Genomic DNA, 15640 nt, shown 5'->3' with positions numbered 1-15640 from the left:
TCGTCACAAACCTGTAGGTGCCAGCGATGGGGTCTGAGCATTCAACCCATCACTTGCTGACTTTCTTCCTCGCGGCCGGTTTGGTCGTCGACTTAGGCTTGGCAGGCGCCTTGGTCGCCGCCTTGCCCCCCAAACTACGTTTGAGCAACTCGGTCAAATCAATAACATCAGCAGTCTTGCGCTCCTCTTCACCCGTGGCCGTTTCAACATCCTCGATCTTGCCTTCATGGGCTTTCTTGTCCACCAGGGCCATGATCTTGTCTTCGAATTCGTCCCGGTAATCGTCCGGCGACCAATCGACACTCATGTCCTGCACCAGGCGCTTGGCCATGTCCAGTTCGCCCTTGGACAGCTCGGCCTTGGTCACGTCGGGGCCCAGTGCCAGTTCGTCCAGGCTGCGGACCTCCGCCGGCCAGCGCAGTTTTACAAGGACCATGGCCGACTCCAGCGGCATCACGGCCGCCAGGTACTGGCGGGTGTGCAGCACCACGCGGGCCAGCGCAACTTTGTGGGTCTTGGTCAGGGTTTCGCGCAACAGGGCATAGACCTTGCCACCGCGTTTATCCGGCGCCAGGTAGTAGGGCGTGTCGATGTTCTGCAGCGGGATCTGCTCGCTGTCGACAAAGGCGAAGATATCGATGGTCTGGGTCGACAGGGGATGGGCCGAGCGGATCTCTTCTTCACTGAGCACCACATAGCGACCTTTTTCATACTGCACACCTTTGACGATGTGCTCTTTGGTGACTTCCTTGCCGGTCACCTTGTTGACGCGCTTATAACCCACCGGGTCCATGCTGCGGCTGTCCAGCCAGTCGAAATCCACCCCTTGGGAGGACGTCGCCGAGACCAGCGCCACGGGAATATGCACCAGCCCGAAACTGATCGCGCCTTTCCAGATTGCCCGTGCCATGGTGGTCTTCCCCGAAAGTGATGTTCAGGTGACCTTGGACCTCGCGCAAAAGTTTCAGCGGCCTGCGGTCCGGTCCTGGCCGTGCTTCAACTTCGTGTTACATCTTGCGTGGAAGGTTTGGGTTAACAAATCCGAACCTCAGGCGTAGCGTGCTATCGAAGACTCTATTCATCACGCACACGTCGAGAGGCTTGCCCATGAACCGATACGTAACTGGCCTTTTCGTGCTGGCATTGGGCGGCGTACTCGGTCATGCGGCCCAGGCAGGCATCGCGTTGCAAGTGGCGCAAAACCTTCCGGGCAGCACCAACAACAACCCCTACAACAGCCCGATCCGCCGTGCCAATCCGAACAGCATGCAGGGTACGCAGCCCAGTGCCCCGGCCATTCGCGGACCGAACACTGTGCCGGTACCACGCACGCCCACCCTCGACAATGGCGGCATAGGCAATCGCTATCCACAGGGCTCGGCCCCCGCCAGCGCGCCGAAGTTCATCCCTAATCCAGCGCCGCGCAGTCCCTGAATTTCAGGACAACTGTCCTGTATCCCATGACAAAAGGAATCGTGCATGTTGCATAAAACCCTCCTGGCCGCTTTCTGTGCCAGCACCTTGTTAGCCTTCAGCGCCCCAGCCCTGGCGGCGACTCAGGATATGCAAAGCGAACAGGGCACCCTTGAGGTCAAGCCGATCGCCACAGGACTGGAGCACCCCTGGGCATTGGCTTTTCTACCGGACAGCCATGGAATGTTGGTCACTGAGCGCCCGGGCAACCTGCGGGTGGTAACGGCCGAAGGCAAATTGTCTGCGCCGCTCAACGGCGTGCCCAAGGTCTGGTCCAAGGGGCAGGGCGGCTTGCTGGATGTGGCACTGTCACCCGACTTCAGGCAAGACCGGTTGATCTACCTGTCGTATGCCGAAGGTGGTGGTCAGGGTGGCAAGGCCGGTACCGCGGTCGGTCGCGGGCGGCTGTCCGAGGACCTGACGACGCTGAAGGATTTCCGGGTGATTTTCCGCCAGGAGCCCAAACTCTCGGTCGGCAACCATTTTGGATCGCGGCTTGTCTTCGACCGCGACGGCTATCTGTTCGTAACCCTGGGGGAAAACAACGACCGGCCCACTGCCCAGGACCTCGACAAGTTGCAGGGCAAGGTCGTCAGGATCTACCCGGACGGCAAGGTGCCCGACGACAACCCCTTCGTCGGGCAGGCCGGCGTGCGCCCGGAAATATGGGCCTTCGGCGTGCGTAACCCGCAAGGCGCGGCGCTCAACCCCTGGACCGGCACGCTCTGGGAAAACGAACACGGGCCACAGGGCGGTGATGAGGTCAACATCATCGAACGCGGCAAGAACTACGGTTGGCCGTTGGCCACCCACGGCATCAATTACTCGGGCCAGCCGATCCCGGAAGCCAACGGCAAGACCGCCGAAGGCACCGTCGGGCCGCACCATGTCTGGGAGAAGTCCCCTGGTTTGAGCGGCCTGGCATTCTACGACGGTGATCGCTTCAAGGCCTGGCAACACAACGCGTTCATTGGCGCGCTGGTCACCCGGGAGCTGATTCGGCTGAAATTCGACGGCGACAAGGTGGTTCATGAAGAACGCTTGCTGGGCGAACTCGACAAGCGTATCCGCGATGTGCGGCAGGGGCCGGATGGGTATTTGTATGTCTTGACCGATGAGGCGGATGGAGGGTTGTACAGGGTCGGATTGAAGTAAAGTGCATTGCTCGCATTCGACCGAGATCAAATGTGTACGAGATTGGCTCGCGATGGCTATCGCGGATTCGAACCATTGACTTGCCACCAACGCCCGGCTATTTTCCAGGCATGACTTCCACCGTATTGCGCTGCCAGCCAAGCATTATTACCGCCATTCCTTATTTGGCGGGCTAGCTCACGACTGCAGCACCCAACCCGCCCAAGAGGCGGGTTTTCATTTTCTGTCTCAGGGCTCTGATCAATGTCAGGAGACGATCATGACCTGTGTGCCCGCCCAACAAAATCTGCTTGAACATTACGTCAGGAAAATCCTTGCCGCGCCGGTCTATGAACTGGCGGTGCGCACCCCCTTGCAACCCTCGCCGGCGCTGTCTGTGGCCTTGGGCAATCAAATCCTGCTCAAACGCGAAGATCTGCAACCGACTTTTTCGTTCAAGATCCGTGGTGCCTACAACAAGCTGGTACAACTGAGCCCTGATCAACAGGCGCGAGGCGTAGTGACGGCTTCGGCGGGCAATCACGCCCAGGGCGTGGCGTTGGCGGCGCGTGAACTGGGCATTGAAGCGACGATAGTGATGCCCGCCAGCACGCCGGAGTTGAAGGTGCTCGGGGTGCGCAGCCGTGGCGCGGATGCGCGGCTGCACGGCGCGAGTTTTCCCTTTGCCCTGGCCTATGCGCTGGATCTGGCGGAACAAACCGGGAAGACCTTTGTATCGCCCTTCGACGACCCCGATGTGATTGCGGGACAGGGCACCGTGGCCATGGAGATCCTGCGTCAGCACCAGGGCCCGCTGGATGCGATCTTTGTACCGGTGGGCGGCGGCGGTCTGATCGCCGGCATCGCGGCGTACGTCAAATACCTGCGGCCGCAAGTGCGCATCATCGGCGTCGAGTCGGAACATTCCGCTTGCTTGCAGGCGGCACTGGAGGCGGATCAGCGCGTCATCCTGGCCAGCGTCGGAACTTTCGCCGATGGGGTAGCGGTCGCACAGATCGGCTCCCATGGTTTTGAGGTGTGCCGGTTTTGCGTCGATGAGGTGCTGACCGTCAGCAACGACGAACTGTGTGCTGCCATCAAGAATATCTATGACGATACTCGCTCGATCGCCGAACCTTCCGGTGCATTGGCGGTGGCTGGAATCAAGAAGTACGTGGCGAAAAACAATGTCCGTGGCCAAACCTTCGTGGCTATCGAGTCGGGTGCCAATATCAATTTCGACAGTTTGCGCCATGTCGCCGAGCGCGCCGCTTTATACGGCACCCCGGCATAGAACCTGTCGGCGGGTAACCGAAGGCTACAAATCCGTTAAACGGTTATTCCGCGACGGCTTTCTCGACCTTGTTCGACGCCGACCAGATCCGGTAGCGCACCTCAATATCCTTTGGCACGTAGAGCACGATCGGCAGTTTGCTGTTGTAGCGCAGCAGGAAACCGTCGCCCACCACCGGTACGAAATCCTGGGTGCTCTTGCCATCGGGGCAGGCCATGAGTGTGCTCATGGGGCCGATGACTTTTTCCAGGCGGTAGAACGGATAACCCCAACCTTCGAGGTTCTTCTCTTCGAGAATGCCGCCCAGGCGTTGGCGATTGCAATCGACAGCCAGGGTCTTGCCGGCCAGGATCTCGACCTGGAAATTGTCTTCACGGGCTTGCGGGGCGAGGTGAATGACCTGGCGGGTGAAACCACTGTCGGGTTTCGGAAAGGGTGCGACGTCTTCGAGTTTTGCTGCCTGGGCGATGCTGGACAACGTGATAGCAATCAGCCCGACGGTGGTACTGATGGTCGATGAACCCATGATGCCTCCTTGCGAATGTGAGGGGTGAGCGGATACTGGATCGGCTTGGCCGCCATTCTCGGCGGCGTCAGGGGCCAATGCAAATTCTTCGACCCTGCGTGCAAATTGCAGGGCCGCCGGACGCCCTTTTTGCAGTTTGCACGACCGATTTTACGAGACCTTACAATAAGCCCTTGATTTACCGATGAGCTGCACAGCGAAATTCAAGGCATGTTTTATGCTGTAGCTGTTCTTAAGCTGACCGGGTTTCATATGAGTCAGCGTCGATAGTTAATTGGCAGTCTCACAACGGAGGGTCGCCATGTTTCTTTCTGCCCTGGAACTTCGCAACATCATTGAAAGCAGTTTTCTACCAAAACGCTGCCAATGCACGCTATCGCCGGACTTGTCCATGACGGTAAAAGTCTTTGCCGATGGTGAAACCGATCAACTCGATCTATTAAAAACCGGAATCGACGCCCAACAACTCAATGGCTGTCGGGAGATCAACGAACTGATAGCTGTCTTACGTTCCGATCTTCAGAACCACTACACGGAACCCGGGCACAGCCAAGGGATGCGCAAAGCGCTTTAGGTTGTTGATTGAGTTTTTGCCGATTTGCGCCGGGTCTGGAAAACGCCAGGCCCAGCGCCTGGCGTTCCCCACCACTACCGCAGGGTGCAAATTCATCCTTCTCCATCAGTTCTGATAACTGCAAGCGTCAGAAAGTTTTCGGTAGGCGATTTCTGCAGGTTGGCCCGATTGTGAGTCAATGTACTTCATCGTCGCCGTAATCACTTCGCAGTCCAGGGTGGAAGGTTCGGTCAGCGCAATCACTTTACCCACATGCAACGGCATACCATAGTGATAGGACGGCAAGTTTTGCGTGGAGGCGGGATCATGGGCCTGTGCAAAGCCGGCCGATGGGACACAGACAAGGGCGATTGAAACGAGCAGGGCGCGCGAGTTCATGAGGCAATCTCCAGTGCAGTCGCAAGTGAGCTCGACGTATCGTCGAACCTGCCGCACTGGGCGTCAGAGGACTCTGAGGGCGTGCGGTCCAGTAGAGTGTTGGACTGCGCGATTAAGCATTGGTTAACTCTCATGAACGCCGCCTGTCGTATTGCCACTACCGTTCGGCGTGAAAAATACAGTCATTTTTCAGACTAAAGTCGTCTGCAGTGCGGTAAAGCCCTCTGCCATCATTGTCGTTCACCCCGCGTTTCACTTCAGCCCGGTCTATCACCTGACCGGATGAAGGCTATTTATGGCTGATTGCGCCTTGGCGCAAACGCTGCATTGTTGGAGCTTTTTAATGCGTCCCCCTTTTACGAACATCCGCGCGCGCCAGTCACTCGGCTTCGGCGCCCTGGTCCTGTGCGCCGGTTTTACCGGTTCGGCACAAGCGAGCGGCTTCATCGACGACACCTCGGCGAAAATCGAATCACGTACGGTTTATTTCAATCGCGACTTTCGTGACGGGCACAGCTCCAACGAGCAGGGCGCGTCCAAACGCGAAGAGTCGGCCCAGGGCTTTATTCTCAATCTGCAATCGGGGTACACCGAAGGCACAGTCGGTTTTGGCGTCGATGCTTTGGGCATGGCGGGGTTCAAGCTCGATTCCAGTCCCGACAGCAGCAACAGCGGCCTGTTGCCCTCCAGCGGCAGTAACCCGCGGGGTTCGGCGGACGAATACACCAAGCTCGGCTTGACCGCCAAGGTACGTGTCTCGCAGAGCGTGTTGAAGTACGGGGCATTACTGCCGGATGTGCCGCTGCTCAAGTACAACGACGGCCGTTTGCTGCCGACGATGTTCAATGGCGCAATGCTTACCTCCAGGGAAGTCAAGGACCTGAATTTCATGGCCGCGCGCCTGGACAAGTACACGGCCCGGGATTCCACCGACTCCCAGGACATCCGCGTGCACTGCAAGAACAAGCGCTATGCCTGCAACATCACTGCCGATCATTTCGACATGTACGGCTTCGATTACAAGATCAACGATCGGCTGACTGGCCAGTATCACTACGCCGAACTGGAAGACATCTACCGCCAGCATTTCCTCGGCCTGCTGGCCAATCAACCGCTGGGTGGCGGTGTACTCAAGGCCGACCTGCGCTTGCTCAAGAGTGCCGACAGCGGCGATGCCCGCGCCGGCTCCATCGACAACCGTGCCCTGAGTACCATGCTCGCTTACGCCATCAGCGGCCATACCTTCAGCGCTGGCTGGCAGCGGATGAACGGCGACAACTCGATGCCCTACCTGGATGGCAGCAATCCATATCTGGTCAATTACGTGCAGGTCAACGACTTCGCTGCGGCGCAGGAGCGCTCATGGCAGTTGCGTTACGACTATGACTTCAAGGCCATCGGCCTCAACGGCCTGACGTTCCTGACCCGCTATGTGAATGGTGATCACATTCTGGTGCCGGGCAGCGATCAGGAAGGCAAGGAGTGGGAGCGAGACAGCGAGCTCAAATACGTGGTGCAGAGCGGGACGTTCAAGGATGTCAGCCTGCGGTTGCGCAATGCGACGTATCGCAGCAATTACGCGCAATACGCCCGGGATGTGGATGAGACGCGGTTGATCCTCAGCTACAACTTCTCGGTCCTTTGACCTTCACGACTGAGGGTTCCCACGCAGAGCGTGGGAACCCTCGATTCAGGGCAAAACCAGTTGGTGGCGATAGGGTAGGTCCGGGCCGGTCTTGCCGCACGTCAGTGCCGCTGCTTGTACCGCGAACTTCACCATAGCGTCGATCTGCGGGCGACTCAAATGTCGCACTCCCTCAATCGAATCCAGCCGCTGCTCGGTCAGCCAGCTGATCAGCGCAGCCTGGAAGGTATCGCCGGCGCCCACGGTGTCGGCGATGTCTACCGTACAGGCCGGCACCGACCACGAACCGTGGACCCGACTGAACACCGTCGCCCCTTCGCCACCACGGGTCAGGAACACCAGCTGACAGCGGTGTTGCAACCATCCCTCAATCACTTGCTCCGGGTCCTGCTCGGGGTACAGAAGGCGCAAATCCTCATCGCTAACCTTGATCAGGTCGGCATGTCCGACCAGGTTGGCCACCCGAGAACGCCACAGCTCGATGTTCGGCTCGGGGTTCAGCCGCACGTTCGGATCAAGGCTGATCAGGCGCTTACCGCTTTCCCGGCGCACCAGTTCCAGCAACGTGTCGGCAATCGGTTGCACCACTAGCGAAAACGAACCAATGTGCAGGCCGCGCACCTCAGGCCCTAAGGGCGGCAAGTGCTCGGGTTTGAGTTGTCTATCCGCGCAGCCTTCGCCGCGGAAACTGTAGTGCGGCGAGCCATTGGCCCCCAGCGCGACCATCGCCAGGGTGGTCGGTGCGGCAAAATCCACCAGATAGTCTATGCATACCCCTTCGTCCTCCAGTACCTGGAGCAAGCGGCGGCCGAGGTAGTCGGTGGACAACCCGGCAAACAACGCGGCCTCCACGCCCAATCGGCGCAAACCCACTGCCACGTTGAATGGCGAACCGCCGGCAATTGCCTTGAAATTCACTTTTGAAGCCAGGCCGCTGACGTCGCTTTCACTGAAGAAATCGAACAGCGCTTCGCCACATACCAAATACATAGTTGATCGCTCTTTAAAGGGTTGCGACATGCCGTTGATAGCGTTCATAGGCCAACCGCGTGGCCGCCACGTTTTCTGCGATCGGCCAGGTTTCACTGGCCGAATCGAGCTTCACACAGCGTTCGCACAGATCCGCCAGGCTGTCCTCATGCCCGTTTGCCCAGGACTTGCACCACGCCGCCTGAATCGCCGCGCCAAGGGCTGCGGCTTCACTCTGCTCGGGGCAGACGACTTTCATGTTCATGGTGTCGGCGACGATCTGCCGCCACGCCGCACTTTTCGACCCGCCACCGATCAGGCAAATGCGCAGGCTTTGTAAGCCATTGTGGTGCAGCAGGTCCAGCCCGTAGCGCAATCCGAAGGTCGTGCCCTCGACAACGGCGCGACACAGGTTGGCCCGGGTCAGGTTGTCCATGGTCAGTCCCAGCAGGCTTGCAGTGGCGTGGGGCAGGGCGGGCACACGTTCGCCGTTGAGGAACGGCAGCATGCTCACGCCTTCGGCACCGATGGGAGCCTGGGCAACGAGAGCGTTGAAATCGTCGATATCCAGTGCGAGCAGCTCGCGGATAACCGCTGTTGCATTGGTCAGGTTCATGGTGCAGATCAACGGCAGCCAACCGCCGCTGGAGGAACAAAACGTAGCGACAGCTGCATCCGCGCTGACCTTCGGTTGCTCGGCGAAAGCGTACACCGTGCCGGACGAGCCGAGGCTCATGGTGATCGCCCCAGGCTTGATGTTGCCGGTGCCGATGGCGCCCATCATGTTGTCGCCACCGCCGCTGGACACCAGTGCCTGCGGGTTGATGCCCAGGTGTTTGGCGATGCCCGGCAGCAGCGTGCCGACCGCTTGATGGGCATCGATCAGTTCCGGCAACGCCGCTTGCAGACGCCCGGTAGGGTCGATGTCACACAGCAACTGCACATCCCACCGACGGGTGCGCACATTGAAATAGCCGGTGCCCGAGGCGTCGCCATACTCGCTGCAATGGCGGCCGGTGAGCCAGAAGTTAAGGTAGTCGTGGGGCAGCAGGATGTGCGCGATTCGGGCAAACAGATCGGGGTGCTGTTCTTTCGTCCAGAGCAGCTTTGAAACCGTGTAGCCCGGCGCAATCACCACGCCGAGGCGTTCCAGCGAACCTTTTTCTCCGCCCAGATGATTGAGCAGGCGATCGTTCTGCGCGGTGGTTTCGGTGTCGCACCAGAGCTTGGCCGGGCGCAGGACCTGGCCTTGATCGTCGAGCAGGACCAGGCCATGTTGCTGGGCCGAAACGCCAAGGCCGAGGATGTCCTGGCCGTCGATGTCCGCCGCCAGCAACGCACGACGGGTGGCGAGGGTGAGCGCACCCAGCCATTGCGCGGTGTCTTGTTCCCGGCGGCCGTTGGCGCCGCTGATGAGCTTGTGCGCGGCGGCACCCTGGCCCAGCACCTGGCCGCTGTGCGCATCGAGGATGATGGCCTTGGTGCCCTGGGTGCCGCAGTCGATACCGAGGAATAATCGTTGGTTTGCCATGGCAGATCCTTGGATCGTCAGGTAGATATCAGTGATCCCGATCGCGAGCGGCTCGCTCCCACAGGCGATCTTGCGCGCACACAAATGACCCAAACCACAGGAGCCAATGTGGGAGCGAGCCTGCTCGCGATGACGGCAGTCAGTTCACCGCTGAACTCAAGCCAGGATCCGCTCCAAAGTCCGCGATACCCCATCCTCGCGCAAACTGTTGCAACACCACTCAAACGCCGCGACAAATTCCGCTGAGCGAGGAATCGCCGTGCCAAAAATCTCCTCAACCCCCAGCAACCGCTGGGTCAGCAACCCATCATCCGCCACCAGCGCCTGACAGAACGCCGCCCGCGGATCCGCAATGGCATAGGTATCGCCATTCTCATCCACACCCTTCAGATACAAGGCCCACGCTGCCACCACCAGCGCCGCTCGCCGGGTGTCCCGGCCATCGGCGAGCAGGCGGTTAATGGTCGGTACGGTGAATTTGGGAAACTTCGACGAACCGTCCGAGCACACGCGCTCCAGTTGGTCGGCAATCGCCTGGTTGGAAAAGCGCGCCACCAGGGTGTTTTTGTACTCGGTCAGGTCGATTCCGGGCACCGGCGAGAGCTGCGGTGTCACGTCCAGGTCCATGTAGGCGCGCATGTAGCGCACAAACAGCGGGTCGTTCATGGTTTCGTGGACGAAGCGGTAACCCTTGAGAACACCGAGATAAGTCAGGGCCAGGTGACTGCCATTGAGCAGTTTGATCTTCATCTCTTCATAAGGCGTGACGTCGTCGGTGAACTGCACGCCGACCTTTTCCCAGGCCGGGCGGCCATTGACGAACTTGTCCTCCAGCACCCACTGCACGAACGGTTCGCACACCACTGGCCAGGCATCGTCCACGCCATGCCTGTCAGCCAGTTGCAGGCGATGTTCGGTGCTGGTCATTGGCGTGATGCGGTCGACCATGGCATTGGGGAAGCTCACATTGCGCTCGATCCAGTCCCGCAGGTCGACATCGCGCAGGGCGGCGAACGCCAGCAGGGCCTTGCGGGTCACCGCGCCGTTGTGTGGCAGGTTATCGCAGGACATCAAGGTGAACGCCGGCGTGCCTGCCGCGCGGCGTTTGGCCAGGGCGGCGCAGAGGAAACCGAACACGGTTTTCGGTACGTTGGGGTTCGCCAGATCGTGCTGGACTTGCGGCAGGTGGGCCATGAACTCGCCGTTGCTGTCATCGATGCAGTAACCACCCTCGGTGATGGTCAGCGAAACGATGCGGATCCCGGGGCTGGCGAGTTTGTCGATCAGCGCCTGGGCATCGTCTTCGGCCAGCAGCATGTCGCGGATGGCACCGATGACGCGCACTTGGGTGTCCTCGCTGTCACCGAGCTCGAACAGGGTGAACAGGTAGTCCTGCGCTCGCAGATCATCCCGGGCGCGGCGATCTTCGCCGCGCAAGCCGACGCCACAAATGGCCCAGTCCAGGCCTTCGCCCTTGTTCATCAACGCATCGGTGTAATACGCCTGGTGGGCGCGGTGGAAACCGCCGACGCCAATGTGCGCGATGCCCTGGCGGGTGTCGCTCAGGGCGTAGGCGGGCACGGTAACCTCGGGTGCGAGGTGGTGCAGGCTGTGTTTATCGAGTTTCATCGCAGGCTCTCTGAATCAGGCAGCGACGCGCAACGGGCGGGCAAGTGCCACGCCGTCGGCATCGAATAAATGGCAGTGATTGGCGTCCAGGTGCAGGCTCAGGGTCTCGCCGTAGCGGCTGGCCAGGTCGCCGCGAACACGCATCGTCAAGGCTTCGCCGGACGCGGTCCGCACATGGCAGAAAGTGTCGCTGCCCAGGCGTTCGCTGACGTCGGCGGTGACTTGCAGCGTGCAGTCGCCAGGTGTGGCCAGCTCCAGATGTTCCGGGCGAATACCCAGGGTGACGGCGCCGCCGACGCTCAGGTTGGCGCCGCTCAGCGGCAGGCTGATGCGGGTGCCGGCGTCCAGCTGCACTTCGCAGCCCTGGCCGTCGATCCGGTTGACCTGGCCTTTGAGAAAGCCCATTTTCGGTGTGCCGAGAAAGCCTGCGACAAACAGGTTGGCCGGTTGGTGATAGAGGTCCAGCGGTGAACCGACCTGCTCGATTTTGCCGCCATTGAGCACGACGACCTTGTCGGCCATGGTCATCGCCTCGACCTGGTCATGGGTCACGTAGATCATCGTCGCTTGCAGCTCTTTGTGCAGGCGCAGCAACTCAAGACGCATCTGTACCCGCAGTGCGGCGTCGAGGTTGGACAACGGTTCGTCGAACAGGAAGATCTTGGGATTGCGCACGATCGCCCGGCCAATCGCTACCCGCTGGCGCTGGCCGCCGGACAGCTGCTTGGGCTTGCGATCGAGCATGGGGCCGAGTTCAAGGATACGCGCCGCTTCGCCGACTTTTTTCTCGACCTCGGCTTTCGGCACCCCGGCCAGGTCGAGGGCAAACGACATGTTCTTGCGCACGCTCATGTGCGGGTACAGGGCGTAGGTCTGGAACACCATCGCCAGGTCGCGCTTGGCCGGACTGACTTCGGTGATGTCGCGGCCGTCGAGTTCGAGGGTGCCGCCGCTGACTTCCTCCAGCCCCGCGATCAGACGCAGCAGGGTGGATTTTCCGCATCCCGATGGGCCGACAAACACCACGAACTCCCTGTCGTTCACTTGCAGGTCGATGCCCTTGATGATGGAGAAGCCTTCGAAGCCTTTTTGCAGATTCTTGATTTTCAGGTTGGCCATGATCATGGGCCTCCGGTTAAATTTTCAGGTTGAATCCGTTTTTCTGTAGGGGCCGGCCAATCGCGTTATTTCACGGCGCCAAACGACAGGCCGCGCACCAGTTGTTTCTGGCTGATCCAGCCGAAGATCAGGATCGGCGCGCAGGCCAGGGTCGACACCGCCGACAACTTGGCCCAGAACAACCCCTCAGGGCTTGAGTACGAGGCGATCAATGCGGTCAGTGGCGCGGCGTTGGATGAGGTCAGGTTCAGTGACCAGAACGCCTCGTTCCAGCACAGGATCAGCGACAGCAGCACGGTCGAGGCCAGGCCGCCCTTGGCGATCGGCAGCAGCACCCGGACCATCTCCTGCCACAAGGTGGCGCCATCCAGGCGGGCAGCTTCGAGGATGTCCTTGGGAATGTCCTTGAAGTAGGTGTAAACCATCCAGACCACGATCGGCAGGTTGATCAGGGTGTAGATGACGATCAACGCGATCCGTGTATCGAGCAGGCCGAAGCTCTTGGCCAGCAGGTAGATCGGCATCAGCACCCCCACCGGCGGCAGCATCTTGGTGGAGAGCATCCACAGCAGCGTGCCCTTGGTGCGCTGGGTTTCGTAGAAAGCCATGGAGTAGGCTGCGGGCACCGCGATCAGCAGGCACAGGGCCGTGGCGCTGAAGGAAATCACCACCGAGTTCCAGGCGAAACTGAAGTAGTCGCTGCGCTCATTGATATGCAGGTAGTTCTCCAGCGTCGGGGCGAAGATGAACTGTGGTGGTGTGGCGAAGGCATCGATTTCGGTTTTGAAACTGGTCAGCACCATCCAGAAAATCGGGAAGAAGATCAGGATCGCGATGGCCCAGGCCAGGGTGCCCAGCAGCAGGCTTTGCAGGCGACGGGATTGTTGAAGGGGCATGGCGCGGGCCTCAGGCTTTGTCAGTCAGGTTTTTGCCGATCATGCGCACCAGCACGATGGCCGCGATGTTGGCGATCACTACCGCAATCAAGCCGCCCGCGGACGCCATGCCAACGTCGAACTGCACCAGCGCCTGGTTGTAGATCAGGTAGGCGAGGTTGGTCGAGGCGTAGCCGGGGCCGCCGTTGGTGGTGGTGAAGATTTCGGCGAACACCGAGAGCAGGAAGATGGTTTCGATCATCACCACCACCGCAATCGGTCGCGCCAGGTGCGGCAGGGTCAGGTGCCAGAAGATCGCGATGGGCCCGGCGCCATCGAGGCGTGCGGCTTCCTTCTGCTCCTGGTCCAGGGACTGCATCGCCGTCATCAGGATCAGGATCGCGAAGGGCAACCATTGCCAGGAGACAATGATGATGATCGACAGCAGCGGGTAGTGCGCCAGCCAGTCCACTGGCTGCGCGCCAAACAGCTTCCAGACGAAGGCGAGAATCCCCGACACCGGATGGAAAATCAGGTTCTTCCAGATCAGTGCGCCGACCGTGGGCATGATGAAGAACGGCGAGATCAGCATGACCCTGACCATGCCGCGACCGAGAAACTCGCTGGCCTCCAGCAGCGCACTGATCAATACGCCAAATACCACACTGATCAGCAGCACACTGCCCACCAGCAACAGCGTGTTGGTGGCACCGGGCATGAAACCCGAATCGGTCAGGAAGTAGGTGAAGTTTTCCAGCCCGACGAATTCGTTTTCACCCGGATTGAGCAGGTTGTAGCGAATCAGCGAAAAGTACAGGGTCATGCCCAGCGGCACGATCATCCACAACAGCAGCAACGCTACCGAAGGGCTGACCAGGAACCAGCCTGGGTTGCTCAACCGGCTTTTGCGCTGCGGTTGGGGGATGTCCATGTGAGCTTTGGCAGTAGATGTATTCATGGTGATCACAACCGATTAATGACAGGCATATGAAGATCAACGGTGGGAGCTTGCTCGCGAAGAGGCCGGTACATCCGCTACATCTCCTGCGACTGAAACTCCGCTTTCGCGAGCAAGCCCGCTCCCACATTGAATACGGGGTTATTTGGGATACCCGGCGCGCTTCATCTCGCGTTCAGTGGTTTGCTGGGCCGCTGCCAGCGCCTGGTCAACCGTGGTCTGGCCGATCAGCGCCGCCGAGAAGGCTTTGCCGACCTGGGTGCCAATGCCCTGGAACTCCGGGATGGTCACCAACTGGATGCCGATGTAAGGCACCGGTTTGAGCGTCGGCTTGCTCGGGTCCGCCGCCTTGAGCGATTCCAGCGTGACCTTGGCAAACGGCGCGGCGTTCATGTAGGCCTCGCTGTAAGTGGAGGCCCGGGTGCCTGGCGGCACGTTGGCGATGCCGTCTTTTTCCGCGACCAGGGCGCTGTATTCCCTGGACGTGGCCCAGGCACTGAAGGTTTTCGCCGCCTCCTTGGCCTTGGAGCTGGTCGGGATCGCCAATGCCCAGGAGTACAACCAGGCCGAGCCTTTGTCGGTGACCTCATGGGGCGCATAGGTGAAACCGACGTGGTCGCTGACCTTGCTCTGGGTCTTGTCGGTGACGAACGAGCCGGCGACGCTGGCATCAACCCAGATCGCGCACTTGCCGCTGTTGAACAGCGCCAGGTTTTCGTTGAAGCCGTTGCTCGAGGCGCCCGGCGGGCCAGACTTCTTCATGGTCTCGACATAGAAGTTCAGCGCGTTTTTCCACTCCGGTCCGGTGAATTCAGGCTGCCACTGCTCATTGAACCAGCGGGCGCCATAGGCGTTGGCGACGGTGGTGATCAACGCCATGTTTTCGCCCCAGCCTGCCTTGCCCCGCAGGCAGATGCCGTACTGTTCTTTATCCTTGTTGGTGAGTTTGTCGGCGAACTCGGCGATCTGGGTCCAGGTCGGGCGCTCGGGCATGGTCAGGCCGGCGTCCTTGAACAGGTCGGTGCGGTAATAGGTGATCGAGCTTTCGGCGTAGAACGGCAGGGCATACAGCGAGCCCTTCACCGACAAGCCTTCACGCACCGCCGGGAACACGTCGTCGAGTGCGTAAGTGGCGGGCAAGTCCTTCATCGGCTCCAGCCAACCCTTGGCGCCCCACAGTGCGGCTTCGTACATGCCGATGGTCAGCACGTCGAACTGCCCGCCTTGCGTGGCGATGTCGGTGGTCAGGCGCTGACGCAGGACGTTTTCCTCGAGCACCACCCAATTGAGTTTGATCTGCGGATGCTCGGCCTCGAAGGTTTTCGAGAGTTTTTGCATGCGAATCATGTCGCTGTTATTGACGGTGGCGATGGTCAGGGTCTGGGCGCCAACACTGACGCTGCTGAGGGTCAGGCAGGTGAGGGCAAGCAGGGCTTTTACCGAAGGTTGCATCGTGCACTCCTTTTCTGCGCCGGGTGGGCGACAGAAGGACAGTTATTGTTTTTGTGTCTTCCGAGGGCTGGAAGAATGTGCAG

15 protein-coding genes are annotated in these 15640 nt (G+C 60.1%); 5 read left to right on the top strand and 10 right to left on the bottom strand.

Annotation, left to right across the window (positions count from 1 at the left end):
- Nucleotides 1-49: 49 nt before the first annotated feature.
- Nucleotides 50-910 carry a non-homologous end joining protein Ku gene (gene ku / locus NQL71_RS26715; protein ID WP_166619500.1) on the bottom strand — a complete coding sequence of 287 codons (861 nt, stop codon included), beginning with the start codon at nt 908-910 and terminating at the stop codon, nt 50-52.
- 197 nt (nt 911-1107) lie between these two features.
- Here ku and NQL71_RS26710 point away from each other — a divergent pair, with 197 nt between their 5' ends.
- The 3 genes from NQL71_RS26710 (at nt 1108) to ilvA (ending at nt 3901) form a co-directional block, all read left to right on the top strand.
- Nucleotides 1108-1434: a hypothetical protein gene (locus NQL71_RS26710; RefSeq protein ID WP_046819998.1), complete on the top strand. Its 327-nt coding sequence runs from the start codon at nt 1108-1110 to the stop codon at nt 1432-1434.
- Nucleotides 1435-1479: 45 nt separating this feature from the next.
- The gene (locus NQL71_RS26705) at nt 1480-2628 is read left to right on the top strand and encodes a PQQ-dependent sugar dehydrogenase (protein WP_274643628.1); all 1149 of its coding nucleotides are present in this window, start codon (nt 1480-1482) and stop codon (nt 2626-2628) included.
- Between the two features lie 259 nt (nt 2629-2887).
- A complete protein-coding gene (gene ilvA, locus NQL71_RS26700; protein ID WP_274643627.1) occupies nt 2888-3901 on the top strand; it encodes a threonine ammonia-lyase, biosynthetic in 1014 nt (337 codons plus the stop codon).
- Nucleotides 3902-3944: 43 nt separating this feature from the next.
- On the opposite strand, the gene eco is transcribed toward ilvA, so the two are convergent.
- A complete protein-coding gene (gene eco / locus NQL71_RS26695) occupies nt 3945-4427 on the bottom strand; it encodes a serine protease inhibitor ecotin (RefSeq protein WP_274643626.1) in 483 nt (160 codons plus the stop codon).
- 301 nt (nt 4428-4728) lie between these two features.
- Here eco and NQL71_RS26690 point away from each other — a divergent pair, with 301 nt between their 5' ends.
- Complete coding sequence (locus NQL71_RS26690) at nt 4729-5001, top strand: DUF1652 domain-containing protein (RefSeq protein ID WP_046819995.1); 273 nt, start codon at nt 4729-4731, stop codon at nt 4999-5001.
- 105 nt (nt 5002-5106) lie between these two features.
- Here the strand turns inward: NQL71_RS26690 and NQL71_RS26685 are convergent, their stop codons facing one another.
- Nucleotides 5107-5379, bottom strand: coding sequence for a DUF2790 domain-containing protein (locus tag NQL71_RS26685; protein ID WP_274643625.1), 273 nt, complete (start codon nt 5377-5379; stop codon nt 5107-5109).
- Nucleotides 5380-5722: 343 nt separating this feature from the next.
- On the opposite strand from NQL71_RS26685, the gene NQL71_RS26680 reads away from it, so the two are divergent.
- A complete protein-coding gene (locus NQL71_RS26680; protein WP_274643624.1) occupies nt 5723-7024 on the top strand; it encodes an OprD family porin in 1302 nt (433 codons plus the stop codon).
- A 45-nt stretch (nt 7025-7069) separates the two neighbouring features.
- On the opposite strand, the gene NQL71_RS26675 is transcribed toward NQL71_RS26680, so the two are convergent.
- From NQL71_RS26675 to NQL71_RS26645, 7 genes are all read right to left on the bottom strand, one after another.
- Nucleotides 7070-8014: a carbohydrate kinase family protein gene (locus tag NQL71_RS26675; RefSeq protein WP_274643623.1), complete on the bottom strand. Its 945-nt coding sequence runs from the start codon at nt 8012-8014 to the stop codon at nt 7070-7072.
- Nucleotides 8015-8027: 13 nt separating this feature from the next.
- Nucleotides 8028-9524, bottom strand: coding sequence for a xylulokinase (xylB, locus tag NQL71_RS26670; RefSeq protein ID WP_248687063.1), 1497 nt, complete (start codon nt 9522-9524; stop codon nt 8028-8030).
- A gap of 156 nt (nt 9525-9680) precedes the next feature.
- On the bottom strand, nt 9681-11153 hold the full coding sequence (locus NQL71_RS26665; protein ID WP_274643622.1) for a mannitol dehydrogenase family protein: 1473 nt from the start codon (nt 11151-11153) through the stop codon (nt 9681-9683).
- A 15-nt stretch (nt 11154-11168) separates the two neighbouring features.
- Entirely contained in the window at nt 11169-12272 is a 1104-nt protein-coding gene (locus tag NQL71_RS26660; protein ID WP_077183874.1) for an ABC transporter ATP-binding protein, read from the bottom strand.
- Nucleotides 12273-12337: 65 nt separating this feature from the next.
- Nucleotides 12338-13168: a carbohydrate ABC transporter permease gene (locus tag NQL71_RS26655; RefSeq protein ID WP_274643621.1), complete on the bottom strand. Its 831-nt coding sequence runs from the start codon at nt 13166-13168 to the stop codon at nt 12338-12340.
- A 10-nt stretch (nt 13169-13178) separates the two neighbouring features.
- Nucleotides 13179-14078 (bottom strand): carbohydrate ABC transporter permease, encoded by a 900-nt coding sequence (locus NQL71_RS26650; protein ID WP_235431896.1) that lies wholly within the window; start codon nt 14076-14078, stop codon nt 13179-13181.
- Between the two features lie 168 nt (nt 14079-14246).
- The gene (locus tag NQL71_RS26645) at nt 14247-15557 is read right to left on the bottom strand and encodes an ABC transporter substrate-binding protein (protein ID WP_046819987.1); all 1311 of its coding nucleotides are present in this window, start codon (nt 15555-15557) and stop codon (nt 14247-14249) included.
- Nucleotides 15558-15640: the final 83 nt, after the last annotated feature.

Source organism: Pseudomonas serbica (assembly GCF_028823535.1).
GTDB classification, from domain to species: domain Bacteria; phylum Pseudomonadota; class Gammaproteobacteria; order Pseudomonadales; family Pseudomonadaceae; genus Aquipseudomonas; species Aquipseudomonas serbica.
This window is presented reverse-complemented; position numbering and strand designations above follow the sequence as displayed.

Excerpts from the sequence above, each read along its gene's own strand:
- ku (WP_166619500.1), bottom strand. The coding sequence starts at position 910 with ATGGCACGGGCAATCTGGAAAGGCGCGATCAGTTTCGGGCTGGTGCAT.
- NQL71_RS26710 (WP_046819998.1), top strand. The coding sequence starts at position 1,108 with ATGAACCGATACGTAACTGGCCTTTTCGTGCTGGCATTGGGCGGCGTA.
- NQL71_RS26705 (WP_274643628.1), top strand. The coding sequence starts at position 1,480 with ATGTTGCATAAAACCCTCCTGGCCGCTTTCTGTGCCAGCACCTTGTTA.
- ilvA (WP_274643627.1), top strand. The coding sequence starts at position 2,888 with ATGACCTGTGTGCCCGCCCAACAAAATCTGCTTGAACATTACGTCAGG.
- eco (WP_274643626.1), bottom strand. The coding sequence starts at position 4,427 with ATGGGTTCATCGACCATCAGTACCACCGTCGGGCTGATTGCTATCACG.
- NQL71_RS26690 (WP_046819995.1), top strand. The coding sequence starts at position 4,729 with ATGTTTCTTTCTGCCCTGGAACTTCGCAACATCATTGAAAGCAGTTTT.
- NQL71_RS26685 (WP_274643625.1), bottom strand. The coding sequence starts at position 5,379 with ATGAACTCGCGCGCCCTGCTCGTTTCAATCGCCCTTGTCTGTGTCCCA.
- NQL71_RS26680 (WP_274643624.1), top strand. The coding sequence starts at position 5,723 with ATGCGTCCCCCTTTTACGAACATCCGCGCGCGCCAGTCACTCGGCTTC.
- NQL71_RS26675 (WP_274643623.1), bottom strand. The coding sequence starts at position 8,014 with ATGTATTTGGTATGTGGCGAAGCGCTGTTCGATTTCTTCAGTGAAAGC.
- xylB (WP_248687063.1), bottom strand. The coding sequence starts at position 9,524 with ATGGCAAACCAACGATTATTCCTCGGTATCGACTGCGGCACCCAGGGC.
- NQL71_RS26665 (WP_274643622.1), bottom strand. The coding sequence starts at position 11,153 with ATGAAACTCGATAAACACAGCCTGCACCACCTCGCACCCGAGGTTACC.
- NQL71_RS26660 (WP_077183874.1), bottom strand. The coding sequence starts at position 12,272 with ATGGCCAACCTGAAAATCAAGAATCTGCAAAAAGGCTTCGAAGGCTTC.
- NQL71_RS26655 (WP_274643621.1), bottom strand. The coding sequence starts at position 13,168 with ATGCCCCTTCAACAATCCCGTCGCCTGCAAAGCCTGCTGCTGGGCACC.
- NQL71_RS26650 (WP_235431896.1), bottom strand. The coding sequence starts at position 14,078 with ATGGACATCCCCCAACCGCAGCGCAAAAGCCGGTTGAGCAACCCAGGC.
- NQL71_RS26645 (WP_046819987.1), bottom strand. The coding sequence starts at position 15,557 with ATGCAACCTTCGGTAAAAGCCCTGCTTGCCCTCACCTGCCTGACCCTC.